Annotated in this window: 22 protein-coding genes; 16 read left to right on the top strand and 6 right to left on the bottom strand. The window is 62.4% G+C overall.

Annotated features, from left to right (window positions below; translation table 11 throughout):
• On the top strand, nucleotides 1-2,065 hold a 2,065-nt coding region (locus tag AKL29_RS27200), incomplete at its 5' end, for a DUF5801 repeats-in-toxin domain-containing protein (protein ID WP_244482441.1).
• An 83-nt stretch (nucleotides 2,066-2,148) separates the two neighbouring features.
• On the opposite strand, the gene AKL29_RS27195 is transcribed toward AKL29_RS27200, so the two are convergent.
• The 6 genes from AKL29_RS27195 to AKL29_RS27170 form a co-directional block, all read right to left on the bottom strand.
• Nucleotides 2,149-3,162: a transglutaminase-like cysteine peptidase gene (locus AKL29_RS27195; RefSeq protein WP_050386278.1), complete on the bottom strand. Its 1,014-nt coding sequence runs from the start codon at nucleotides 3,160-3,162 to the stop codon at nucleotides 2,149-2,151.
• A gap of 220 nt (nucleotides 3,163-3,382) precedes the next feature.
• Nucleotides 3,383-4,633 (bottom strand): HlyD family type I secretion periplasmic adaptor subunit, encoded by a 1,251-nt coding sequence (locus AKL29_RS27190; RefSeq protein WP_050386277.1) that lies wholly within the window; start codon nucleotides 4,631-4,633, stop codon nucleotides 3,383-3,385.
• A gap of 14 nt (nucleotides 4,634-4,647) precedes the next feature.
• Nucleotides 4,648-6,801 (bottom strand): type I secretion system permease/ATPase, encoded by a 2,154-nt coding sequence (locus tag AKL29_RS27185; protein WP_082190726.1) that lies wholly within the window; start codon nucleotides 6,799-6,801, stop codon nucleotides 4,648-4,650.
• 267 nt (nucleotides 6,802-7,068) lie between these two features.
• The gene (locus AKL29_RS27180) at nucleotides 7,069-8,772 is read right to left on the bottom strand and encodes a TolC family outer membrane protein (RefSeq protein ID WP_050386276.1); all 1,704 of its coding nucleotides are present in this window, start codon (nucleotides 8,770-8,772) and stop codon (nucleotides 7,069-7,071) included.
• 270 nt (nucleotides 8,773-9,042) lie between these two features.
• Nucleotides 9,043-9,477 (bottom strand): hypothetical protein, encoded by a 435-nt coding sequence (locus tag AKL29_RS27175; RefSeq protein WP_050386275.1) that lies wholly within the window; start codon nucleotides 9,475-9,477, stop codon nucleotides 9,043-9,045.
• 146 nt (nucleotides 9,478-9,623) lie between these two features.
• Nucleotides 9,624-10,160 (bottom strand): LabA-like NYN domain-containing protein, encoded by a 537-nt coding sequence (locus AKL29_RS27170; RefSeq protein ID WP_038377452.1) that lies wholly within the window; start codon nucleotides 10,158-10,160, stop codon nucleotides 9,624-9,626.
• Between the two features lie 1,101 nt (nucleotides 10,161-11,261).
• Between AKL29_RS27170 and AKL29_RS27165 the strand changes: the two genes are divergently transcribed.
• The 15 genes from AKL29_RS27165 (at nucleotide 11,262) to AKL29_RS27095 (ending at nucleotide 23,761) form a co-directional block, all read left to right on the top strand.
• The gene (locus AKL29_RS27165) at nucleotides 11,262-11,558 is read left to right on the top strand and encodes a hypothetical protein (protein WP_050386274.1); all 297 of its coding nucleotides are present in this window, start codon (nucleotides 11,262-11,264) and stop codon (nucleotides 11,556-11,558) included.
• Between the two features lie 355 nt (nucleotides 11,559-11,913).
• Complete coding sequence (locus tag AKL29_RS27160) at nucleotides 11,914-12,129, top strand: Flp family type IVb pilin (RefSeq protein ID WP_028334082.1); 216 nt, start codon at nucleotides 11,914-11,916, stop codon at nucleotides 12,127-12,129.
• A 91-nt stretch (nucleotides 12,130-12,220) separates the two neighbouring features.
• A complete protein-coding gene (locus AKL29_RS27155) occupies nucleotides 12,221-12,436 on the top strand; it encodes a Flp family type IVb pilin (RefSeq protein WP_050386273.1) in 216 nt (71 codons plus the stop codon).
• A 72-nt stretch (nucleotides 12,437-12,508) separates the two neighbouring features.
• Nucleotides 12,509-13,015 carry an A24 family peptidase gene (locus tag AKL29_RS27150; protein WP_050386272.1) on the top strand — a complete coding sequence of 169 codons (507 nt, stop codon included), beginning with the start codon at nucleotides 12,509-12,511 and terminating at the stop codon, nucleotides 13,013-13,015.
• A gap of 1 nt (nucleotide 13,016) precedes the next feature.
• A complete protein-coding gene (cpaB, locus tag AKL29_RS27145; protein ID WP_050386271.1) occupies nucleotides 13,017-13,988 on the top strand; it encodes a Flp pilus assembly protein CpaB in 972 nt (323 codons plus the stop codon).
• Complete coding sequence (locus AKL29_RS27140; protein WP_050386270.1) at nucleotides 13,988-15,190, top strand: CpaE/TadZ family protein; 1,203 nt, start codon at nucleotides 13,988-13,990, stop codon at nucleotides 15,188-15,190. Before cpaB ends, AKL29_RS27140 begins: the two co-directional genes overlap by 1 nt.
• The gene (locus AKL29_RS27135; protein WP_050386269.1) at nucleotides 15,187-16,632 is read left to right on the top strand and encodes a TadA family conjugal transfer-associated ATPase; all 1,446 of its coding nucleotides are present in this window, start codon (nucleotides 15,187-15,189) and stop codon (nucleotides 16,630-16,632) included. Before AKL29_RS27140 ends, AKL29_RS27135 begins: the two co-directional genes overlap by 4 nt.
• Complete coding sequence (locus tag AKL29_RS27130) at nucleotides 16,632-17,558, top strand: type II secretion system F family protein (RefSeq protein ID WP_050386268.1); 927 nt, start codon at nucleotides 16,632-16,634, stop codon at nucleotides 17,556-17,558. Before AKL29_RS27135 ends, AKL29_RS27130 begins: the two co-directional genes overlap by 1 nt.
• Entirely contained in the window at nucleotides 17,555-18,460 is a 906-nt protein-coding gene (locus tag AKL29_RS27125; protein ID WP_050386267.1) for a type II secretion system F family protein, read from the top strand. The genes AKL29_RS27130 and AKL29_RS27125 overlap by 4 nt, the downstream gene beginning before the upstream one ends.
• Before the next feature lie 18 nt (nucleotides 18,461-18,478).
• Complete coding sequence (locus AKL29_RS27120) at nucleotides 18,479-19,114, top strand: methyltransferase family protein (protein WP_152977789.1); 636 nt, start codon at nucleotides 18,479-18,481, stop codon at nucleotides 19,112-19,114.
• A 27-nt stretch (nucleotides 19,115-19,141) separates the two neighbouring features.
• Nucleotides 19,142-19,594, top strand: coding sequence for a hypothetical protein (locus tag AKL29_RS27115; protein ID WP_152977788.1), 453 nt, complete (start codon nucleotides 19,142-19,144; stop codon nucleotides 19,592-19,594).
• Nucleotides 19,595-19,602: 8 nt separating this feature from the next.
• The gene (locus AKL29_RS27110) at nucleotides 19,603-20,922 is read left to right on the top strand and encodes a pilus assembly protein TadG-related protein (RefSeq protein WP_050386265.1); all 1,320 of its coding nucleotides are present in this window, start codon (nucleotides 19,603-19,605) and stop codon (nucleotides 20,920-20,922) included.
• Entirely contained in the window at nucleotides 20,922-21,332 is a 411-nt protein-coding gene (locus AKL29_RS27105) for a TadE/TadG family type IV pilus assembly protein (RefSeq protein ID WP_244482440.1), read from the top strand. Before AKL29_RS27110 ends, AKL29_RS27105 begins: the two co-directional genes overlap by 1 nt.
• Nucleotides 21,333-21,728: 396 nt before the next feature.
• Entirely contained in the window at nucleotides 21,729-23,348 is a 1,620-nt protein-coding gene (locus tag AKL29_RS27100) for a type II and III secretion system protein family protein (protein WP_050386263.1), read from the top strand.
• A gap of 11 nt (nucleotides 23,349-23,359) precedes the next feature.
• Entirely contained in the window at nucleotides 23,360-23,761 is a 402-nt protein-coding gene (locus AKL29_RS27095) for a hypothetical protein (RefSeq protein WP_028334095.1), read from the top strand.
• Nucleotides 23,762-23,882: the final 121 nt, after the last annotated feature.

Below are 23,882 nucleotides of genomic sequence, written 5' to 3'. Positions count from 1 at the left end.
GGTGGTGCAGACCATCGTCGATGCCGACGGTGACAGCGTGTCGACGCCGCTCGACCTCGGCACCGGCGTGTTCACAATCCAGGACAGCGGCCCGACGGCGCCGACAGCGACGGTCAGCGCAGCTACGATCGGCGTGGACGAGACTCCCGGCCTGCAGACCACCGGCGGCGCGAGCGACGTGCTCGGCTCGACTGCGATCACGTTCAACGGTGCCGCCAGCACTGTCGCCGCGCTGTTCAGCACGGTCGCGAACAAGGGCGTCGACACCGATGTGTCGGCAGCGTCACTTGACAACGGTGCGCTCAGCTTTGCCTCGACGGGCGCGAGCAGCATCCTGACGGTGGCCGGAGGCAGCTTCGGCTCTGACGGCGCGGGGTCTACGACCTATGCGTTGAGCGTCCTCAGCGCTGCGTCAGGCCTGACGTTGACGGATGGCACAGGGATCGCGCTGTCGCTGGATGCCAGCGGCCGGATCATCGGTACTGTGGGCAACGATGCCGCCAACCCCAGCCTGACGGGCCAAACGGCGTTCGCGATCGCCATCGATCCGATCACCGGTCAACTCTATGTGGCGGACTATCTCTCGCTCCACCACAACAGCACCGCCAGTCCGAACGATCTGCTGACGATGACGGCCGGCAAGATCGGCGCGACGGTGACGTTGACGGACGCCGATGGCGATCATGTGACGGCCACCGCCGACATCAGCACCCATATCAGCTTCCTCGACGACGGCCCGAGTTTCGGCACGATCGAGCATGGAATCATTGCCGATTACGCGGGGATGTCCGTGCTCGGTAACCTACCCGTGTTCTCCGGCGCCGATGGTTTTGGCGCATATGACTTCACCTTGACTGGAAACACGGCGCCGGCCGGCCTGACGTTCAATGGCCAGGCCGTGCACTATTCCATCGACGCACTTGGACAGAATTTGACGGCCTATATCGGTGCGGCCCCATCGGCAGCGAATAATATCTTCACGCTGAATCTGGATGACACAACCGGTCACTACCTGTTCACACTGCTTCAGCCATTCACGGAGACAACGATCCAGAATGTCGGCAGTTCATCCGCCTTTGGATCGGGACCTTCGGAAGAGCAGATTCTTTCTTCGAACACCGATCAACTGGCGGTTGTTTCGGGAACGACCTCCGGCGGCAGCCAAGGCGGTGTGAACGGATCAACCAACGGTTGGGGCGTCGACAACAATAACTTCGACCCCAATGAAAAGCTGCTGTTCGATTTCACGAGCGGCGCAATCGCCAGTCCGGTCGGCAACGCGGCGTTCCATCCGCCGGCAAACGAATCGGTCGCGAACTACACGTTCTCCAACTACAAGGGCGGAGACGAAATCCATTACGTCGTCACTTATTGGGACGGAGTGCACGCCGCCTCCATCACATCGGTATCCGGTGATTTCGATCCTTCCACCCACACCACGGTCGCCACCGAATGGTCGACGCCCACAGCGCCGGCCGGCCTGCAGCTCTACGCTGTCCAGTTCACGGACGTGACAGGCAGCGGCAAGGTCGACTTGGTTGGCGTCGGAGTTTCGTCGACCACGAACGTCTCCGAGGACCTGAGCTTCAACGTGTCGACGATTGACGGTGACGGCGACACGGCGTCGAGCACCATCAATATCAACATCAATGGCACCACGACCCTTCTGGGCACGGCCGGCAATGATGTCATTGTCGCCGGACCAACCAACGAGACGCTCACTGGCAATGGTGGGGACGACAAGTTTGTTCTCAATCTCAGCGCCCACGAAATCATCAGTGATTTCAACAGCGGTGATACACTGCTTCTCGATGTGGCCGGTCTGAGCCTTCCGACGGGCGTTTCAAACGCCCTTACGGCTGGTCAGTTCACGTCATCGGCAGTCACCGGCGGGACCGAGAACAACGCCAGCGCCTGGAGCGAAAGTGGAAGCACGAACAAATTCTTCTTCAACAATACGACGCATGAGCTCTGGTACTCGGCGAATGGCACTGGCTCCGACAAGGTGGATCTCGCACATCTGAGCACTGGCGTGCCGGCGGCCGCGAACGTTCATATTTTCTAGGCCAGGCTCGCAGCAAAATCAGAAATCCGCGGAGACTACTCCGCGGATTTTTCTTGATTGAATTGTCGTCTACTCGCTGGCAATCACATCAGCACGGGCAGGAAGCCGGTGAGGGGGCTCGCTGCATCAAGCGACTGCACCCCCGTCCATTCCGTCTCCGCGGCATTGGCGGCCGCCGGCGCCGCGTCGAGCTCGTCGCCGAGCGGGAGGCGCTTGGCATAGGGGGCTGCAAACAGCTGCACGCCGCGGTCGTTGATCGCGAACATCGGTGTGAAGTTGCCGAGCTCGCCGTCATCAATCAGTTCGGAGCGGCGGCTGTCCAGGATCAGCCAATGGCCGTCCAGGCGCGCCGCCAGCACGGCATGATCCTGGCGGATCGCGCGATCGCGGCCCAGCACCAGGCGCAGATCCTCGCGCGGGAAGCCGGCTTCGCTGAGCGCGATGTATTTTGCGATCGCATAGTCCTCGCAGTCGCCCTTGCCGGTCGCGAAGGTGGCGAGCGGTGCAGTCCAGCGGTCGGCCTCGCCGTGCTGGGCGAAGTCGCTGACATAGCGGATCGCCTGGTTGACGCCACGGTTGACCTCATCCAGCCGGTCGCGTCCGGATTTGGACTTGACCGCGCCGATCAGGCGAAGGAATTGCGCGGCTTGCGACGGGCAGCCGGCGGCGCTCTCCCGGCATTGCTCGAGAACGCTCTGCTCTCTTGCGAGATCGGATTCGAGGCCGCGCCATTTGCGCCACAGGCCGTTTTCCGGTGCGCGGAAGGTGAACAGGCCAAACGGCTCGGCGCCGACAGGCGGAAGCGGCTTTGCCGCGGGCACCGCGTCGGTCGCGGTATTTGGCGGCGTGAGCGAGGCGGTGCGAATGGCGTTCGGACCCCGGCCGCGCTGCCGGTCGAGCTTGGCCAGGACGTCGGCGATGGTGAAGAAGGTGGCAGGCGGGCGGTTCGACGCGGCGTCCGCAGCGGGCGCGAGCTCGCCGGCGGGTTTTCCGAGAGAGAGCTCGTCCGCGGCAAACGCGGCAGGCGTGGCGCAAAGACCTATTGTCAGTGCAGCCGCGGCCATGACCGCCGACGAAGCAAACTTCAGCGACTTCATATGACGTCCCCAATGTCGGGGACCGTCGACGTCTTTGCGTCGATTTGCGTCCCCGCTGTTATCGGGACGCAGACTGGCGCTTTGGCCGCTTAAGCGGAGTTAAGTGGAGGGGGGTGCCACCTCGAATGTCGAAAAGGCGGTCAATCCGGGGTTTGCCGGTTCGTTCGAAATTGAACGAACCGAGGTTACGATCGGTTAACCACGGAATCCGTGGTCCCGATCAGCGTTCGCGCAGGGCCTCGTCACGCAGCAGGCGGGCGGGCTTCACGATGTAGTCCAGCACGGATTTCTCGCCGGTCAGGACCTCGACGGTGGTCACCATGCCCGGAATGATCGGCAGCGGACGCTGCTCGGTGCCGAGGTGGTTCTTATCGGTACGCACCATGACCCGGTAGAAGGTCTCCTGGCGTTCGGTCTTTTCCGCCTTGTCGTCGACGATGGTGTCGGCGCTGATGCGTTCGACCTTGCCCTTCAGCGATCCGTAGACCGAGGAATCATAGGCGCTGATCTTCACAACCGCGTCCTGGTCGGGACGGATAAACGCGATGTCCTGCGGACGAATCCGGCCTTCCACCAACAGCGTGTCGTCCAGTGGCACGATGTCCATCAGGTTGGCGCCCGGCTGTACGACAGCACCGATGGTACTGATGTTCAGTTTGTTGACGATGCCGTGGACCGGCGCCCTCAGATCCGTGCGGCGCACCCGGTCCTGGGCGGACTTGATATTCTCGTCGAGCACGGCGAGGTCGGCACGCGATTTGGCCAGGTCCTCGTCGGCCTGTGAACGGAACGACGCGGTGATGTTCGCGATCTTCGACTGCGCTTCGGCCAACTGTCCCTTCATCTCGGTTGCCTGCCGATCAAGTCGCAGCATCTCGATCTCGGGCACGACCTTCTGCTCATACAGCCTGCGCGTCAGGGTCTGCTCGCGCTCGAGGAGCTTGAGGGAGCCGGTGAGGCGAGTGACCTGCTGGTTGAGGACGTCGATGTCCTGCGCGACCTTCTGCCCCCGCATCTTGAACACGCTGGTCTCGGTCGCGACGGCGGCGGGAACCATCTTTTCGAGATCGTCCGGAAAGGTGATCTCGGCTCGGCCGCGCGCCTCGGCGTCGAGGCGCGCCACCCGCGCCGCCATCGCCGCGCGGCGCTCGCGGATTTCGCCGAACTCGGAAGCGAATTTCGTATCATCGATCCGCATCAGGGACTGGCCCTGCTGAACGATGTCGCCTTCCCGGATCAGGATGTCGCCGACGATCCCGCCTTCGAGCGATTGAACCACCTGCATCTGCCGCGACGGCACGACGCGGCCGCTGCCGCGCTTGACCTCGTCCAGTACGGCAAAATGAGCCCAGATCAAGAACGTCGCAAGCAGCGCGCACGACGTCCACAACAGCATGCGGGAGGTGCGCGGCGTGCGCAGCAGCGCCGCGGACCGGATATCATTTGCAAATGTGAAATCGGAAGACGCCATAATGTATTTGCTCGTTATGCGGATTTCGGCTGAATCGTATTCTCCGGCGACGGGGCCGCGGACGCCGGCCGGCCCTGGAGCAAAGCGAGCACCTTGTCGCGCGGGCCGTCGGCAACCAGGCGGCCATTGTCGAACAGCAGCAAGCGATCGACCATGTTCAGCAATGACAGGCGATGGGTCGAAATGATGATGGTCATGCGATCATCATTGAGGCCCTTGAGCCGCTCAAGGAACTCCTGTTCGCTGCGAATATCGAAGTGCGCCGTCGGCTCGTCGAGAAAGAGCACGCGAGGCTTGCGGATCAGAACGCGCGCGAGTCCGATGGCCTGCTTCTGGCCGCCCGACAGGCTGCGGCCGCCTTCCGAGATGGGCATGTCATACCCCATCGGGTGGCCGGCGATGAAGCTTTCGACGCCCGAAAGCCGCGCGGCAAGCAGGACTTCCTCGTCGGTCGCTTCCGGTTTGCCAAGGGCGATGTTGTCGCGCAGCTTGCCGAAGAACAGGTCGGTATCCTGCATCGCAAAGCCGATGCCGGCGCGCAGGTCGGAGGGATCGTATTGGCGCGAGTCGACGCCATCGACCAGGATGCGGCCTTCCTTCGGCTCGTAAAATCCGAGCAGCAACCTGCCGACCGTGGTCTTGCCAGAGCCGACCCTGCCGATGATGCCGACCCTCTCTCCGCCCTCGATCTTGAAGCTGACTTTTTCGAGCGCGTTACCCGGCGCGTTGGGGTAGGCGAACGACACGTTCTCGAAGGCGACCTTACCGTCTTCGATTCGCCTTGCGACATAGGACCGGGTCGGCGAGCGTTCCCGCTCGATCGACATGATGCGGTCGATCGCCTTGAGCGCCGTGATCGTCTGCGTTCCCTTGGTGATCACCGAGGCGATCCCGGCGATCGGCGCCAGAACGCGGCCGGCGAGCATGTTTGCGGCGACCAGCGCGCCGACGCTCAGCTTGCCGTCGAGGATCAGGAAAATGCCGACGATAACGAGGAGCAGGCTCGTGATCTGCTGGGCCGTGCTCGCGCTCGTCAGCGACATCGACGACCAGAAGTGAACGTCCTCGCCGGATCGGGCGGTCGCGGCAACCGAGCGTTCCCACAAGGTCTGCATGCGGGCCTCGGCGCCGGTCGCACGGACGGTTTCGAGGCTGGACAGCGACTCGACCAGCACGCCGTGCCGTGCGGCGGATTCGGCCTGCAGCCGCTTGATGGCGCGATCGAGCGGGCGCTGCAGCAGGAAGCCGATCAGCATGACCAGCGGCAGCATGATCAGCGGGATCCAGGCCAGCGGTCCGGCGATGAGGAACAGCACCCCAACGAAGAGAATGGCGAACAGCAGGTCGGTCGCCGAAACCACGCTTCCGGAGGTGAAGAACTCGCGCACCGAGTCGAAGTCGCGGAGCTGATTGGCCAGGATGCCAACCGAAGTCGGCCGCTGCGCCATCTTCACCGACATCACGTGCTCGAAGATGTTTGCGGCCAGCACAACGTCGATCGTCTTGCCGGTCACGTCGATCATGCGGCTGCGGACCATGCGGAAGATGAAATCGAACACGATGCCGAGCCCCATGCCGATCGAGAGCGCAATCAGGGAGGGGATCGCTCCGTTGGGGATGACGCGGTCATAGACGCTCATCGTGAACAGCGGTGTCGCCAGCGCGAGGATGTTGGTCAGAAAGGCCGCGACCGCGATGTGCCCGTAGCTGCGCCAATGCGTCTTCACCACCGACCAGAACCAGTGGCTCTTGGGGATGTCGCCTGCGGCGACGGCGCGCGCATCGGCCTGCGGCGCGCTTCTCACCAGGAACGCATAGCCGGTATAGTCCGTGGCGAGCGAGGCGATGTCGGCGACGCGCGGGCTGTTCGGCGTCTCCGGATCAACGACCTTGGTCGACTTGTTCGCCGGGTCCACACCCAGAAGGATCAGCGCAGAGCCGTTCTTCATGACGAGGACGGCCGGCAGGACCAGCGCGGGAATGTCTGAAATGTCGCGCTTGACGGCCTCGGTCTCCAGACCGGCGCGTCTGGCCGCGCGGTCGTAGAGCGAAACGGACAAGCGTCCGTCCGTGATCGGAAGTCCGCCGAGGAGAGCTTCGCGGCTCACGGCGCGGCCGTGATGGGCGGCGAGATAAGTCAACGACGCGGTGAGGGGATCGTCGCCCAGCGCACGTGGCCTGTTTGTCGCGGCAGGCTTTGAGGTTGAGTCATCCGGCGAGGGGCGGACGGCGTCGGCCGCCGCGCTGGGGGTGCGAAACAACAACTGAAACCTCGACAAGCAAAATGGAAATGCAGCAATCGCATTAGATTTCGGGCAGACTACAACAAATAGCGAACAAATTCAGCGAAACTTATCTTAACGATTAATAAGGAATCGAAAGGGCCCCGACTTGGGGCCCTTCCGGCAGTCCTGTCCTGAGGTTGTTGGCGGTCGCTACCGAGCGGAACTCGGGAAGGCCGACAGCAGCCAGTGGGGCTTGGTCGACGCATAGGAGCTCGCGTTCGCCGTGACTGAAGGGTCCGCGTAAATGACGTTCGGGCCGTCCGCAGCGGTCTTTTGCTGCTGCATCCATTCCGCTGAACCGGGCACCGCTGCGGTCGTCGTCGCACCGGTGAAGCGGTCCGCAAAGCCAACATCCTTCGGCTGGGCTGCTGCCGCATAGGTCTTGGCAGGACGGGCGACAGGCGCCGGAACGGCGACGCGCAGCGGCTCGGACCCGGTTTGCGGGAGGTTCACGCGAAGGGTCGGGAACGAGTAGCGGGGCAGGCCAATCGAAAGCATGTCCGTCGGCGCAGCATCGACCGGCGGCGGAGCCTTCAGGTACTCGATCAGGGTCCCCATCGCGGCCAGCAGCTGGTAGTCGGCGAAGACCACGACGCCGCGGGCTGAGGTGAGCGAGACCGACGTGTTGAAGAACTGGTTCTGCGCGTTCAAGAGATCGATCAGGGAGCGCTGACCGAGTTCGTATTCCTTCTGGTAGGCCGTGATGGTCTTCCTGGCTGCTTCTAGCTCACGGGTCAGAGCACCGATGCGCGTGGCCGTAATCGTACGGGCATTCCACGCCTTGTCGATCGACTCATAGGCGTCGCGTTGCAGGCGAGCGTGGCGCATGGTGGCTTCGGTGTAGCGCTCGGCCTTCTCTGACCGATTCCACGCGTCCTGGCCGCCGCGGAAGATGTCCCACGACATGACAACCTTCCCACTGTAGTCCTCATGCGTGATGGCGGGAGTTCCCGGGGCCGCCACGTAAGGGTAGGAGTTGTCGTAATGGGTTGCCCGTCCCTCGAGATAGAATTTCGGACCGAACGTGCCGTCGGTGGCCTTGAACGCGTGCTTGGCGGCGTCGGCGTCGGATTGTGCCGCCGCGATCGTCGAATTGAACCGGAGCGTGGTCGCCAGCGCTTCGTCGCGGCTGTGCGGCAATCCCGCGAGAGGGGCGGGGAAACGAACGTTGATTGGCTCGAGGCCAACCGTCTTGCGGTACTTCGCCCTGGCGTCATCCAAGCTGCGCTGGAATTCGGCAAGTGCCGCACGGGCGGCCTCGACGCGCTCGCGGGCTTGCTCCAGATCGCCTTCGCCGGCCCGGCCGCCCGAGAAGCGGGAGTTCACGTTCGAAAATATCTTCTCGTGATTCGCGACGTTTTGCTGGGCAAGGCTGACCAGCCGCATGTAGCGCGTGACGTCGATGTAGCCTTCGGCGGCGTCGAGGGCCAGCAGCTCGGTTCTCTCCTTGACGCGGGAGGCAGCGGCATTGACCCGCGCGGTCTGGCGCCAGACGTCATAGATCGACGAAAAACCGTCCCACAGCAGCTGGCGCACCACGACTGATTCCTGGCTGCCATTGCGCCATGGGCCTGACCCCACGGTCGGCGCTGCCTGAATGTTCGGGGTGATGAAGCCCGGCGATTGATCGAATTTTTCCGGGCCGTAGCTGGCGTCAATGCGCACCTGCGGCAGCAGTGTGCTTTGGGTTTGCCGCAGCTCGCTTTCCGTCGCCCGCCGGTTCGCCGAAGCCTCGCCGATACCCGGGTTGGTCTGCATGGCCTGGCGTAGAGCATCATTAATAGAAAAAACCTCGGCACATGCTGGCGTTGCCGCCAAGCATAGGCACGCAATTACCGTGTATGCCGACTTCATAATCTCAGCCCCTACTCACAAAAATATTAGGTAGAATCCTCCGGAGGGTAACAAAGGACAGTTCCGCGACCTATGACATTTCAGCCACACAGGCGCCCTAAGTGGCGGACCGAGCCATCAGTCCCCCGTGAGCGGAAATCTAAACATTTTTATTAAAATTCAGTGATTTATATGGCGTTCTGTGATCGCGCGAACTGGTGCCGAGCCGCAACACCGGGGACCGGAACATGAAAGATCAGTTAAGCCCGTCTTAAGGTTGGCGGCAGCCGGCTACTCCTGGCGACAGGTCGCCAGGTAGGTTGCAACGAAGGGCGCGGCCTTGGTGTCCGCGGAGGGGCCTCCCAGTCGGCTCGTTAGTTTGTAGAGCGACCTGTCGCCAAAATAGAACCGGAAGATCTCGGCCGTGGTGTCGTCCGTGCGGGTCGCAAAGATCGACGCGGCGGTACGGCGGGCGGCCGCAAAGACGTAGGTCGTGAGCTTGGCTCCTCCCTTGCCTTCTGCCGCGACAGATGTCCCCCAGGTGACCGTGAAGGTGTCGCCATCGATCACGACGGCGGGCCGGACCGTATCGAGGTCGTCATCGATCCACTGGGCGTCACCGCCTTTGCCTGACGGGCCGAGCTCGATCCGTTTGCCCCGCGGCGTGTCGCAGGTGAACCGGGAAGGTTCGGCGATCGCAGCGCTCGTCGCCGCCAAGAACAGCAACAGGCAGCCGACCGACCTCCACGTGGGTGTTACCCTTCGTTTCGTTGTTTGGGGGATAGTGATGTCAGCGCCCGACTCGCGCAATTCGGTGATTTACGGACAAGCAGAGCTGCTTTGCTTCCCCGCCGGAAGAGGCGCCCGCGATTTCACTCGGGCGCGATCGGGTGCGCTGGACGTTCGATCGATGCCCTGAGGCTTTCGAGTTCGAGGAAGACGTCAGCTTGCCTGCGAAGCTCATCGGCGATCATGGGAGGCTTTGTTCGGATGCTGGAAACGACCGTCACGCGGACACCAGCCCGCCTGACGGCTTCGACAACGGCGCGCAAATCACCATCGCCGGAGAACAGGTACGCGTGGTCGATGCGGTGCGCGATTTCCAATGCGTCGACCGCGAGCTCGATGCCGATGCTGCGCTTCATTCGCCGCCGCCCTTCGCCGTCATCGTGCGTTTTGGCTAACTTTCTCCTGACCGCATATCCGTTGTAATCGAGCCAATCCACCAGCGGCCGAAGGCTGCTGAACTCGTCGTCGTCTCTCACGACCGTGTAGAAGTAGGCGCGGACGATCTGTCCATGCTTGCCGAACTCCGAGAGCAGTCGCCGGAAATCGATTTCAAAACCGAGGTTCTTGACCGTGGTGTGAAGATTCGCGCCATCGATGAAAAGTGCAATGCGATCGGCCATCTCAAATCCCCATGACGCCCGGATCAGTCACTGTATGCTGTGGTTCTGAAATTCCACGGGCGCATCGTGGGTAAGCGCCCGAATTGAAATGACTGATCCTAGAGCAAGGGCTAGGCCGCGAAAAAGCGGAAATTTTCGCCAACGCGGGTCCCATGCGAATCGTGCGCCTGTTGATAACATAACGGTCGAAAGCAGCGCGGCTGGCCGGCCACGCAAACAACACGGTTGTCGTTGAACAAGGATGCGGCCCTTCGCGCCGGCGGCGCATTCGCCAGCGCAGAAAAACTGGCTGCCATGGCGATTCGGTGGCATAGGCGGTCCGAGCGCGTGCGCGCGACGCCGATCCTGATCTCCACAGTATCAGAATAGATGGCGTCGGACGAATGCCGCGGTAGGCGCCAAGCAATGGTGCGCCGCGCCGCTACTCTCAAGCCGACTGTTGCATCACCGACAAAACTACATCTAAAATCAATCTAGTGTAGCGGCATCATTTCGTGTCGGCGCGATATTTCGAGATACCACTTTTTTGCAGATGCAAGTTTTGGTCGATACCAATTTCGCCGGAGGAAGGACAGCCTTGCGTCTTCACATTACGCAGATGGTTTATTCTAGCGGACCGGTGTGGACGCGCGGCGGCGCGTCTGTCGCGCCGACTCAACCAGTCTCTCGTACGCATCGCTAACGAACCATCGCGATCGACCCATTGCTCGATGTGATGTTCGGATCAGCAGGAGGCAGGGTGGGGACCTCACGATGGGGCCTGCCGTGATCGCTATCGCAATCGGGCGCCCGGTCGAGGCGGGCGCCAGGGAGTATTGGCCAAGGCGCGCGAGATGCCTGGTCGTTCTCTCGTTCTGCATCCTGCTGTCCTGTTGCGGGGCCGCTCGCCAGGCCGTCGAGAAGGAGGCGGGACCGGTAGCGGAGCCAACAACGGAGACGGCAACAGCGCCCACAGAGCCGGCACCAGCGGCGACAACGATACCGGAGGCTACACCGGTACCGACACCGACGGCGGCAACGGTCAACCTGAGCGGCGCGCTCGCGGAATGCCGGAGTGCGTTTCCGGATCAGATCGCGCAAGCCGTGGCACGGGCGTCCTGCGTGATCAAGGCGACCGACCTCGTACGTCCGCTGCTGCCGTTTCCCGAACTGCTCGACCGGGAGAACGCCCTGCGCAAGGCGCTGGCCGAGCAGGTTCAGACAAGAACGATGTCCCTGCTCGAGCGCAACATCCAGATCCAGAAACTTCATTCGCAGCTGCTCGAAGAGGAGCGCAGCAGGCTATCGGCCGCGCCGGCGGACGGAAGCAAGCCGCCGCCGCTGGCGGTCACGCAGTGGCGACAATCCAACGGGGAGAGTTGCGGCCGGCTCGGAGGGGATTCCGGGACCTGCTACTGAAACGAGCAATCCTGCAAACGGCTATCGGGGGGAATGGAACCGGATTGTGACACCGTCACCTCCGAGGTCGTTGTCGCGACAGCGTCACGTCCGACGCCGTCACCGTATTCGCACGGAGCAGCGAAGTTGAAATGGTGTGAAATGTCGAAAGTCCTACAATTTAAGGGGTTTCGTGCGTCATCGTCGGGGCGCCTTGCCGAGGAGAAGGTGTGCGCGGCTACGCCAGTAGGGTTAATAAACGATTACCAATCGACAGCTTTCTCGCGACGCATTATAAGAAAATCCTAGTTGGCACCCGGATTTTGCCCCCCGCCAACGTATCGCGTAAATTTCATCGTAAAAGGGATATTTTCCTATGTTGAAGCTGTACATCCAGACCACCGAAGCCTTCAAGCGTCTCCGCTCGGACAAGGACGGCGTTGTGTCGTTCGAGTACGTGATCGTCGCCGCTTGCATCGTGGCCGCCGTCTCTGCTGCGTTCGGTACGGGTACCGCCAGCGGCATCGGCTCGGTTCTGAACGCCTCGATCACCACGATCGCCAGCAAGGTCGCCACCGCAGTCTCCGCTTAACTCCGGATGTTGAATGCTGTTGGCAGATTCCTTCTGTCAACAGCGGTCAACCGGATTGCGATGTGCGCGAGCCTTAAGGAGGCTTTCTCCTATGTTGCAGTCATACATCAAGGTCACAGAAGTATTGAGGCGTCTGCGCACGGACAAGGACGGCGTTGTGTCGTTCGAGTACGTGATCGTCGCCGCCTGTATCGTCGCCGCGGTTTCCGCAGCGTTCGGTACGGGTACCGCGAGTGGCATTGGCAGTGTTCTGACCACCTCGCTCACTTCGATCGGCACCGCGGTTGCCAACGCGGTTAGCGCCTAAGTCCAGAGGGACGGCGCTCCGGAGGGGGGCATTATTTTGTGCCCCCCGCCATTTTTCTAAGGCGATTATTTCATGAATTGGATTGCGTCCACGACCCTGTGTCTGGAAATCGCATTGTTGTTATATGTCGCAACGATCGATATCGCGACACGGTTGATCCGAAACGAAATTTGTCTGGCGCTGGCGTTCCTTGGGATCGTCGGCCAATTGGCCAGTCCGATGCAGATCGGCCAGTCGCTGATCGTTGCCGCAATCCTGTTCCTGGCGCTCTTCGTGATTTACCTGCGGGGAGCGATCGGCGGTGGCGACGTCAAGTTGCTGGTTGCCTTGGCGATCGGTCTGCCGCTGACCGGCGTGATTGAACTGTTGACGGCAACTGCGCTGGCCGGCGGCGTTCTGGCCGCGGTGCATCTGATGATGCGCCGTTTGCCCCAACCGAGGCTGGCGCCCGCCGGATCATCGCTGATGCGCCGGGTCTACGCGGTCGAGCGCTGGCGTCATTTGCGACATGCACCGCTGCCCTACGGGGTCGCCATCGCATGCGGCGGTATCTGGGCCATTTTGAGCAAAGGAATTTGACATGTCGTCCGCTCTCCGTGTCTCGATCATCATGGTGCTGCTGCTTGCGGCTACGGCGCTTGGAATGATCGCCTACAGCATGAACCGACCCAATGACCCGGTCGTTGCGCAGGCAGTCGAAGAGAAGCCTGCGCCTGTGCCTGCGGCCGCAACGGTCGGCTACTTTGTCGCGACACGCCCGCTTTCGAAGGGAACGCTGGCGCGGGACGAAGATTTCGCGGTGCGCCAGACGGCACCGAACCGTGTCCCCGCGGGGGCGATCCTCGAAACGCCTGACTCCAAGGCCGGGCTGCCCGGTTCGCTGGTTCGCAAGTTCGTCGACGCCGGCAGCGCGATTACACTGGACGACATCCTGCGTCCGAAGGATCGCGGCTTCCTTGCCAGCGTCCTGGCGCCGGACAGCCGCGCCATCAGCATCAAGGTCGACGAGGAGACCGGTGTGTCCGGTCTGATCAGGCCGGGCGACAATGTCGACGTGGTGCTGACCCAGGTGTTCGAGAAGGCCGCGCCGGTGAAGCGAGCCGTGAGCGAAACCGTTCTGTCCAATGTGCGCGTGATCGCGATCGACCAGGAGATTGCGCAAGGCGGGCGTCCGATCACCAATGCCGTCCCAGGCAAGACGGCGCAGACCGTGTCATTGGAGCTCAAGCCGGATCAGGTCAAGAAGGTGGCCGTCGCAAAGCAACTCGGCACGCTGTCGCTCGTCATCCGCGCTGCGGCCGAGCAGTGGGACAAGGCCGACACAAGCGTAACGTCCAGCTGCGACGTATCGCCGGAGCTGGCGCGCCAGAGTGCAGTCGCCGGCCAGAGCACGACAGTCGCGATCTATACCGGTAGCGAGGTCAAGCAATACTCGGTCAGGAGACAGGATTTTGACGACGACGCCCGCGCTGGCTGCGACGTGCCGTCCGAACTCGATCGTCAGACCACAGCGGCAGCGAGTGACGTCGGCAAGGGACCGGAGAAACGTTGATGAGTGCGAACATGGCAGTGGTGGAACAACCCGAAGAGACGACGTCTCTTGTCGCGCGCAACCGCATCGTCTGCTTCGTCAATGACGAGCTGAGCGCAGCGGCCCTCCGCAAGGGTCTCGACGGCAGCAATCTGGTGATCCGGCGCGGCACTATCCGTCATGCGACGCGCATGCTTGAGACCGACACCGATCTGTACGCGCTGGTGACCGACATCAGCGGCATCGATGATCCCTTCACTGAACTGGAACGCCTCGCCAGTGTCTGTCCGCCCGATGTGAAGGTGGCCCTGATCGGCGACAACAGGGAGATCATCTTCTACCGCGAGCTGATGGAGATCGGCCTTACTGAATACCTGCCGACGCCGATCACCAGGGATATGGTGCTCGACCAGCTGCGTCCCAAGCTGATCGGGGACGTCGCGCCGGCCCAGAATGACCGCGGCGGGCACGTGGTGTCGATCTGTGGCGCGCAGGGTGGCGCCGGAGCGACCAGCGTCGCGATCAACCTCGCGCTGCAACTGGCCGAAACCACCAAGGCGAAGGTGGCGCTGCTCGACCTGCATCTGCAGGGCGGCGAGACCGCGGTGATGCTGGGCGTTCGTCCTGGGCCCGGCCTCCGCATCGCCCTTGAAAACCCGATGCGGGCCGACACGCTGTTTCTCGAACGGGCCGCGATCGAGGTGAACGATCGGGTCTGCCTGATTTCCGGCGACGAGGAGCTCGATGCGAAGCTCGACATCACCGAAGCCGGCGTGCGGCACGTGCTGGGACTGCTCCGTCAGCGGTTCAACTACGTCGTTGTCGATGTGCCGGTGCCGTTCCCGGCATCGATCTATCCGGTCATTCAGATGTCCCGTCATGTGCTGGTGCTGTTGGAGGCGGAAGTAACCGGCCTGCGCAATGCCCACGCGCTGCGCAACGCCGTCACCAACATCGCGGGCAAGGATCGGGTGTTTACCCTGCTCAATCGTGCCGACCGCGCCGGCGGTCTGCCGAGAGGAACGATCGTCAAGGCGCTGGGCGCTGAGCCGGACATGGTGATCCCGGATCTCGGCAAGGGAATGACCCAGGCGGTCAACCTCGGCGTTCCGGCTCTGAAGCACGTATCCGGTCTACGGCGCCACCTTGCCCCGATCGTACGGGAAATCACCGGCGTCGGTGCCAAGAAAAGGGCCGGGTGGAAGAGGTGGCTCGGGCTATGAAAAAGTTCGGCAGGCGCGCAGACGAAATTCCAGTGCGGATGCCCGCAGCGGTGCCGGACGCCCCGGCAGCGGCACCAAGCGCGCGGCCGGTGCCGCCACCCTTGCCGCCGGCGGAACCGGCGGTGGCGTCACCGGCGTCCAGCCTGTTTGCATCGGCGCCGAAGCATGAAGAACCTGCGACGCACCATCCGGTGATGTCGGCATCCCTGCGCGAACGCGTCATTGAGCAGATCGAGCCGTCGGTGGCCGCGACCGTTCCCCGCGACGTCCTGCGGCGGCAGATCGAGGAAATCATCCACGGCATCGCCAACCAGGAGCGGCTGGAGCTGTCGGGCCGCGAGCAGCTCTTCCTGGCCGAGGAGATCGCCGACGATATGACCGGCTACGGGCCGCTGCGTCCGCTTCTGCTCGACGAGACGATCAACGACATCATGATCAACGGGCCGAGCAACGTCTATGTCGAGCGGGCCGGCAAGCTGGAGCGGGTCGCGGTCCGGTTTCGCGACAACGACCATATCGCCTCGGTCGCACAGAAGATCGCCTCGCAGGTCGGCCGGCGGGTGGATGAATCCAGCCCGATGGTTGACTGCCGTCTGCCGGACGGCAGCCGTGTCAACATCATCCTGCCGCCGCTGGCTATTCATAGCCCCTGCATCTCGATCCGAAAATTTCCGAACCGGCGTCTGAACATCGCCGGGATGATCGAAAACGGCTCGATGACCGCCGCGCTTGGACAGCTGCTGGAGATCGCCTCCCGCTGCCGGCTTAACGTCCTGGTCTCCGGAGGCACCGGTTCCGGCAAGACGACGCTGCTGAACGCCTTGAGTCAGTTCATCGACCATAGCGAGCGCATCGTCACGATCGAGGACGCGGCAGAGCTGCAGCTGCAGCAGCCGCATGTGATCAGCCTGGAGACCCGTCCGGCCAGCCTCGAGGGCACCGGCCAGGTGACGCAGCGCGACCTGCTGTGGAACGCACTTCGTATGCGTCCGGACCGCATCGTCGTCGGTGAGGTGCGCGGCGCCGAGGCGTTCGACATGCTGCAGGCGATGAACACCGGCCATGATGGATCGATCTCCACCGTGCACGCCAACAGCACCCGCGACGCGCTGACGCGCGTGGAGAACATGGTGCAGATGGGGCAGGTCAACCTGCCATCGCGCGCAATCCGCTCCCAGATCGTCGCCGCCCTGGATCTGATTGTGCAAGTCGAGCGCATGCGCGACGGTCAGCGCCGCATCGTGCAGATCAGCGAGGTGATCGGCCTCGAGGGCGAGGTGATCACCACCAACGACATCGCGTTGTTCGAGTACAAGGACGAAGATGTCCAGGGGCGGATATCCGGCACCTACCGCTCCACCAATGCGGTTCCGAAGTTCAAGAGTCGCCTCGTCTATTACGGGCTCGATCGGGCCTGGGCAGAAGCGATGAGGCACATCTGATGTCGACGCCCTTGATCATCGTTCTGCTGCTTCTGTTGTGTGCCGGGGCAAACACCCTTTGGCTCGACGCGCGACAGAGACGAATGGAGCGCCAGCTCGAGATTGCGCTGCCGACGGCTGAAGCGGCAGCCTTGGTGTCCATCCGTCGCGCGGCCAAGACGTCGCGCTGGCGTGCGCTCCAGCGCTTCGCCAATTACCACCCTGATATCGTGCACGTCGTGCGACCGGTCTATGTGCTGCTTGCAGGGGCCATGGCAGGGCTGGGAATCATCTACGTCAATGGATTCCTGAGGTTCCCTGGCTCCTATGGGGCCATTGCGGCTGCCGGTGTCGCCATCATGGTCGTGCGCGGTCTGTTCGGATGGCAGCAGCGGCGCTTTGCAAATCAGCTCTTCCAGCAGCTTCCCGATGCGGTCCAGCTGGTGACGAGCACCGTCCGGTCCGGATTGCCCGTCCACGAAGCATTTCGCACCATCGCCCGCGAGATGCCGCAACCGACATCCGGGCAATTCGCCATCGTCTGTAGTGAATTGAACCTGGGCAGGTCGCCCGAGGAGGCCGTCGAGGAGATCTATCAGCGAACGCAGGTGTCGGAGTATGCGATGTTTGCGGTAACCCTCGCGGTGCAATTGAAGACCGGCGGCAGCCTGGCGGAAACACTGCAGACGTTGGGCGAGACCGTGAGTCAGCGGGTCGCGCTGGCGGCCCGTGCGAAGGCGCTGGCGGGAGAGGTCATCTTCTCCTCGCGTGCGCTCACCTGTGCGCCGGTCGTTATCGGCGGGCTGCTTTACCTGATCAATCCGCAGTCGGTCGACCTGCTGTTGTTCGACCGACAAGGAAACGTGCTTCTCGCTTATGCGGTGTGCTCGGTCCTGATCGGGCATTTCGTGATCCGTTGGATGGTCCGAAGGGAAACCACCCTATGACGACTGTTCTCGGCTTTGCCACGCTTGCCGTCGCACTCGCGGCCGCGACCTTCCTGCTGGTCATTCGCGAGATACATCTGCGCACCCTGGACACGCGTGTCTCGAATGCCGTGCTGGGCATCTCCGATCGAACGAATTCGAAGGATCTGATCGGCTGGCTTTCATCGGTCGGCATGCGCTACAGGCGCTACTATGCCCAGGAAAATCTCGACCAGCTGAGGATGGTTCTTCAGTCCGCAGGGTTCAATCACTATCGAACCCTGCCGATCTGGATCGGCTTCAAGACGGTCAGCACATTTGTGCTGCCGATCGCGGCTTTCTCCATTTCGCAGATTCTTGGACGGCCGTTCACCGACGTGATGATCTTCACGCTGCTTGGCTTGGCGTTTGGAATCATGATTCCGCGCCTGATCTTGCTGGTCGTGAAGCGACGCTTCGATGCTGCGATCCGGCTCGGCACGCCAGACACCATCGATCTGCTGGTGGTTTGCAGCGAAGCCGGCATGGGCCTGGAGAGCGCGATTGAGCGCGTGGCGGAAGAGATGCGGGAGACTAATCCCGCTATCACCCACGTGCTGCGCGGTCTTCTCGATGATCTCCGGATCCTGCCGAACCGTGCCGACGCCTTCGAGAAGCTTGCGTCTACGTCGGAGGGCCTCCGTCGTTTCGGCACCATGGTCAGCCAGAGCCTGCAATATGGCACGCCGCTCAGTCAGGCGCTGCGCAGCATCGCGGTCGACCTGCGCCGGGAACGCATCACCAAGCTCGAGGAGCGGGCGCACAAACTGGGCGCCAAGCTCACCGTTCCGATGGTGCTGTTCCTGCTTCCGGCGATGTTCGTCATCCTGGGCGGAAGCCCGTTCCTTCATTTGATCCGTACATTCTCCAACCTCGGCAATTGAGCCATGAGCGCAGCTGCAATGAGTCTTTCGACGAACCTGGCCTACGATCGGGCGACCCGATTCCTGGGCAGCGCATGGTTCCTGCTGTTGGGACTTGCCGTGACGACCAATCTTGCGAAGACGGGGCAGCCATGGCCGTCGCTCGTCTCGAACTTTCTGGTCGCGGTGTTTTACCTGATGCTGGCGCTGCTGATCCTGATCCGCGGCCCCGCAAAGGCGCAGGCCGAAGGCCTGCTGCCGAGGGTTGCGGCGTTTGTCGGCACATACTGGCCATGGACGATCACGTTTTTCGAGAAGACCGAGGGCGCATTGCCGAATTTGCTGTCCGCGGTTTGCGTGCTGACCGGCATGATCATGATCCTCGTGACCGTTCGTCATCTCGGACGGTCGTTCAGCCTGGTGCCGCAGGCGCGTTCGGTGGTGCAAACCGGACCGTACCGGTGGATCAAGCATCCTCTCTATCTGTCGGAAGAGATCGTGTTCCTTGGTGTCGTGCTGCAGCATCTGAGCTGGATGACCGTGGGCCTGCTGATTCTGCACATCTGCATCCAGGTCTGGCGAATTCATTACGAGGAAGACGTGCTTCGGCGCACGCTTCCTGAATATTCCAGCTACGAGGCGTCGCGCTGGAGATTGATTCCCTATGTCTGGTGAGCGGCCATGCGAAGCTGGAAAAGCCGTGTGAGCGGCAAACGTTCCCTGATCGCGGATCGACGCGGCGCCGTCGCGTTCGAGATGCTGTTCGTTTTCGCTTTCCTGTTCCTGGTTATTCTGCTGCCGCTTGCCGACCTCGCGCTGGCGGGCTTTCAATATATCCAGGCGCTTGCGGCGCTGCGCGGGTTTGGACAATCCATCCAGTATTCCCCGCCGGGCGACGTCACGAACGCCTCCAGTTGGGCGGCGGCCGCGCTCGCCAAGGCCGATTCCCGTTATCCGATCCCCAGCATCCAGCTGATCTGCGGCGAGAGCAATGCGGTCTGCGATTCGACGAATTCTGATCCGTCCCAGCCGAAGTACTACGTGTATTCAACGACGATCACGTTGGCGCCGATGGTGTTGAGATCGGGATTGTGCACCAGCAGCAATAGCAATCCTTGTTCGTTCACGCTGACCTATTCGGAACGGTTTCAATGAGGTGGTCCATGCGCAACATGCTTCATTGTCGTCGCGGCTCGGCCGCGTTCGCAACCGTGATTGCGTTGATCCCGTTGATCGGAATGATGGCGCTCGGCGGTGAAGCCGGCTCGTGGTACGTCACCCAGCAGCGCGCCCAGGGTGCGGCTGATGCGGCGGCCTATGCGGGTGCTTTGCGATTGGCGTGCGACGCCGCTCCGCAGCCGGGTACGACCTGCAACAACACCCAGACGTATGACTACCGCGGCAAGCAGGCGGCGGCTCAGAATACGTTCTGCAATTCCGGCGACACCGCCTATCCCGGCTCCAGATGTGTGGCGACCAGCGGCGTCACGCGGACCGTCCAGGTCGCCTCGCTGACGTCGTGGAACGGGGTGGCGGGGACGTACGTTCAGGCCACCATCAGCCAGCAGCAGCCGGGATATTTGGCTCAGGTGCTCGGCTTGTCGACGGTCACGATTGCCGCGACGGCGGTCGCCAAGCTCGATAGCCTGGCGAAACCTCCATGCGTGCTGGCGTTGAAGGACCCCGTCACCTTCCAGGGTAGCGCTACGGTATCGTCGGCCAACTGTGGTATTTCGTCGGACAGCAGCGCGTCGAACGCGATCGGCTTCATCGGCAATTCGGGTATCTCGGTGAATGCGCCGAGCTACACGGTCGGCGGCTGCTCCCAGACGGGCGGAAGTCAATGCACGGGCGTGCAGACCTATCAGCAACCGATCCCTGATCCCTTAAGTGCGGTCAACACGGCGCTGTCCGCGTTGAAGACGTCAGATTTTGCGAACAGTAACAACAACGCAGTACCCCAGCCATATGAGACATGCAGCTGTTACAACAGCTCCAATAATCCGACGTTCAGCGGCGCATTGAACGGCACGTACTATTTTTCGGGGAACGTCAAAATCAACATGAATCCGACCATAACCGGTACGGCTACCCTGATATTTTTCGCAGGAGCAACGCTCACCATTACAGGAACCCCGACGATCCAGCTCACGGCAATGAAGTCGCCTACGGGACCGTCCGTATTGTCGGCATCGGTCAAGGCCCTGATGACAGATCTTCTGATCTACGACGGTGAGGCCTATTCGAAGCAGGGCGTCAATATCAGTGGCACCTCCACCAGCTATTTCAATGGCACCGTCTATATCCCGAATGCCCCCGTGACATACGGAGGCAACAGCTCGTCGAGCGCCCCGGGCACCGGTTGCTATCAGGTCATAGCCTACGCGGTGAGTTTCCAGGGCAATACGACGCTGGACAACAGCAAGTGTACGTCGGATGGGGCAGCAAAGCCGAACGTTCAAACCGTGCGCTTGGTGCAGTGATGAAAAGGCTCGACCAGCGTGGGGTGGCGGCTCTCGAGTTCTGCCTCATCGCCGTGCCCTTGTTCACCCTGATCTTCGCCGTCTTTGATTTCGGACGCTACGCGATCACGATGCAGTCGCTGCGCCTGCTTGCGGATGCCGGGGCCCGGGCGAACATGATCAGCTGCTACACCCCCGCCGTGCTGGCGTCCAATTCACCATCCAGCTGTATCGGTGACTATCTGACGCTTGCGCAGAAGCAGGCCGTTGCTCCCTTCCTGTATGGCGCCAGTCTCACGCCGACGGTGACCACGACGGCGGGCGCCTCGGCGCTGACGGTGACGGCATCCCAGTCGGGCTTCGCGATGATCATGCCGATCTGGGGCACGTCCCTCAACGCGCCGAGCGCGTCCACCACGATTCCATTCTGAGCAGAGCCCGATTCGGCCAGGCTGACCGGCGGTGCCGGCCTGGTCGGCCGCCGCGGCGGCTCGGCCGATTGGCGGGGCCGGAGAATAGCCCGGGCGGGCTACCGAAGTGGTGCGCGCTGGCAACATCGGGCAGTTTTCTCCGGCGTTGCCGCGGCCGGGCGGACCTCTTTCCTTGCAATCGAGGCGCGTGGCGGGGGATGATTGACCAGCCGCCATTAGCGGCCTTGCGACCCGGGTGAATGCTCGGTGCGCGGGGAAGTGGGAATTTTCGCGAGTAACTATTTGTAGTCGGACAGACTGTAAGCTCTACGGCGTGGTGGACGAACGGGAGTGATCGGGACGCCGAGGTCGTAGATTTACGGGGATCGTCGCGGCGACGCGGCGAAGGGGATTGGCATGATGGGAAGTCGCGTTTCGGTTGATGCGGGACTTGGGCTGGTTGCCCTGAGCGCGATGGCGTTTGGCGCTGCGATCGCCCTGTTTCATTTCACCGATCCTGCTGCCGCCGCAGATCGGCGGGCGCCGTCATCCAGCGGCGTCTTCGTCAGCGAGATGAGCGACGTCCAGCGCGTCAGGGTGACCGTCAACAAGTCGCGCACCTTCAGGGTCGATACGGCGTTCTCGTCGATCGTCGCAGGCTCCCCCGATATCGCCGATGTGAAGTCGCTGAGCGATCACCTGATCTACGTCCAGGGCAGGAAGACCGGCACCACCAACGTCATCCTGTTCGACAGCTCGATGAAGCAGATCGGCATTCTCGATGTCGAGGTGACGCTCGATATCGGCAATTTGCAGCAGAATATCCAGGCCGGCACCGGCACGCGCGGCATTCGCGTGTCCGCCTCCGAAGGCCAGGTTGTGCTGAGCGGAATGGCTACCGATGCCGTTTCCGCGGAGCGGGCGATGACAATTGCCCAGGGCAGCGTTCCCAAGGACGCCATCGTCGTCAATGCCATGAGCGTTGCAGCGCCGCAGCAGGTCATGCTCGAGGTGCGCTTCCTCGAGGTGAACCGCGAGGCGGGACGCGATCTCGGCGTGAACCTTTATGCCGCAAACGCTAGTGGATCGAATATTGCCAATACTGGGGTTGGTTCGATCAACACAAACAGCGGCCGAGTTAACATGCCGAACGTGGGGCCCCCGCCGGGCACCATTCCGCTGCTAGGTACGGCGAGTACGCTCGTTGGTTCCGCTGGCGGCGTAGCCGCGCCTCCGTTCGGAAGCTTGTTGACGAGCATTCTTCGAACCAGCAGCGGCGGTTCGGTGGACCTTCTGATTACCGCGCTGGAAACGAAAGGGCTGGCCCGCCGGCTGGCGGAGCCGAACTTGACCACGCTGTCGGGCGATGCTGCGCGATTCCTGGCGGGTGGCGAGATCCCGGTGCCCGTCGCCTCGTCGCCGGTCCCGGGCGCACTGCCGACCGTGACCATCGACTACAAGAAGTTCGGCGTCGAACTGGCGTTCGTGCCAACCGTGCTTTCGCGCGGAGTGATCAATCTCCGCGTTGAGCCCTCGGTCAGCGAGCTCGATTTCACCAACGCGGTGAGCATCTCCGGAACGACGATCCCGGCGTTGACCCGCCGCGATGCGCGCACCACGGTCGAATTGCGCGACGGCCAGAGCTTTGCCATCGCCGGCCTGCTGCAGACGCGCAACCGGCAGGACGTCTCGCAACTGCCCTGGATCGGCTCAGTGCCGATTCTCGGGACCTTGTTCAGCAGCAAGTCGTACCAGCAGCAGGAAACCGACCTCGTCATCATCGTGACGCCGCGCCTGGTCGCGCCGGCGGCGCCCGGCCAGCAACTGGCATCGCCGCTCGATTCGCGCTTGCCGGCCAATGACGTCGACTTCTTCCTCAATGGCCAGATGGAAGTGCGCAAGCGTTACGACGACTACGTCAATTCCGGCGGCGATGTGAAGGGGCCCTATGGTCACATCATCGCGCCGAACGCCGTTGTACCGGCTCCGCCACCGGCCGTCGGTGCGAACCAGCCGGTCGTGAAGACCTTGAACTAGGGAGGCGAGAGATGACCGTCAGATACCTCGCTCTGCTCGCACCTTTCCTGCTCGGCGGCTGCTACGGCCTCTACGGGCACGACGAGATGGACCGCTACGTGCAGCGCTCCGACACCATCACGATGAGCGCCGGCAACGCCAAGGAGGTCAACGCCGTCACCCACACGATCCACCCGTGGCCGGCCTATGTCGGCGATCGCCGGCTCGCGTATGACGCGCGGCGTACAAACGGTGCCGTGCAGCGCTATGGCACTCAGCAACGCCCGCTCGATCAGCTCCCCGACATGGGCGATCCGACCAAGGCGATGGGCCAGGCGCCGCCCGTCACCACAATTCAGAACGTCAACACGACCGGATTGGGAGCCGGGACCGGAGGATCGGTGGCCGTCGGGGTCGGAGGCGGCGGCAGGTAACGTCCTTTTGGCGTCGGCCAGGTGCCGGGGCAGGGATTCGGAAGGGAAGTGCGACGTTAGGTTTCGGCAGACCTCAGTATTTCGGTCGTGCCGTCTGTTTTGTAGGTAGTTTTGCGATGGA

Source organism: Bradyrhizobium pachyrhizi, assembly GCF_001189245.1.
GTDB classification, from domain to species: Bacteria; Pseudomonadota; Alphaproteobacteria; order Rhizobiales; family Xanthobacteraceae; genus Bradyrhizobium; species Bradyrhizobium pachyrhizi.
This window is presented reverse-complemented; position numbering and strand designations above follow the sequence as displayed.

Coding starts and splice junctions, on each gene's coding strand:
- AKL29_RS27125 (WP_050386267.1), top strand. CDS start 17,555: ATGACGACTGTTCTCGGCTTTGCCACGCTTGCCGTCGCACTCGCGGCC.
- AKL29_RS27195 (WP_050386278.1), bottom strand. CDS start 3,162: ATGAAGTCGCTGAAGTTTGCTTCGTCGGCGGTCATGGCCGCGGCTGCA.
- AKL29_RS27140 (WP_050386270.1), top strand. CDS start 13,988: ATGAGTGCGAACATGGCAGTGGTGGAACAACCCGAAGAGACGACGTCT.
- AKL29_RS27095 (WP_028334095.1), top strand. CDS start 23,360: ATGACCGTCAGATACCTCGCTCTGCTCGCACCTTTCCTGCTCGGCGGC.
- AKL29_RS27100 (WP_050386263.1), top strand. CDS start 21,729: ATGATGGGAAGTCGCGTTTCGGTTGATGCGGGACTTGGGCTGGTTGCC.
- AKL29_RS27110 (WP_050386265.1), top strand. CDS start 19,603: ATGCGCAACATGCTTCATTGTCGTCGCGGCTCGGCCGCGTTCGCAACC.
- AKL29_RS27135 (WP_050386269.1), top strand. CDS start 15,187: ATGAAAAAGTTCGGCAGGCGCGCAGACGAAATTCCAGTGCGGATGCCC.
- AKL29_RS27150 (WP_050386272.1), top strand. CDS start 12,509: ATGAATTGGATTGCGTCCACGACCCTGTGTCTGGAAATCGCATTGTTG.
- AKL29_RS27170 (WP_038377452.1), bottom strand. CDS start 10,160: ATGGCCGATCGCATTGCACTTTTCATCGATGGCGCGAATCTTCACACC.
- AKL29_RS27190 (WP_050386277.1), bottom strand. CDS start 4,633: ATGGCGTCTTCCGATTTCACATTTGCAAATGATATCCGGTCCGCGGCG.
- AKL29_RS27160 (WP_028334082.1), top strand. CDS start 11,914: ATGTTGAAGCTGTACATCCAGACCACCGAAGCCTTCAAGCGTCTCCGC.
- AKL29_RS27105 (WP_244482440.1), top strand. CDS start 20,922: ATGAAAAGGCTCGACCAGCGTGGGGTGGCGGCTCTCGAGTTCTGCCTC.
- AKL29_RS27180 (WP_050386276.1), bottom strand. CDS start 8,772: ATGAAGTCGGCATACACGGTAATTGCGTGCCTATGCTTGGCGGCAACG.
- AKL29_RS27130 (WP_050386268.1), top strand. CDS start 16,632: ATGTCGACGCCCTTGATCATCGTTCTGCTGCTTCTGTTGTGTGCCGGG.
- cpaB (WP_050386271.1), top strand. CDS start 13,017: ATGTCGTCCGCTCTCCGTGTCTCGATCATCATGGTGCTGCTGCTTGCG.
- AKL29_RS27155 (WP_050386273.1), top strand. CDS start 12,221: ATGTTGCAGTCATACATCAAGGTCACAGAAGTATTGAGGCGTCTGCGC.
- AKL29_RS27120 (WP_152977789.1), top strand. CDS start 18,479: ATGAGTCTTTCGACGAACCTGGCCTACGATCGGGCGACCCGATTCCTG.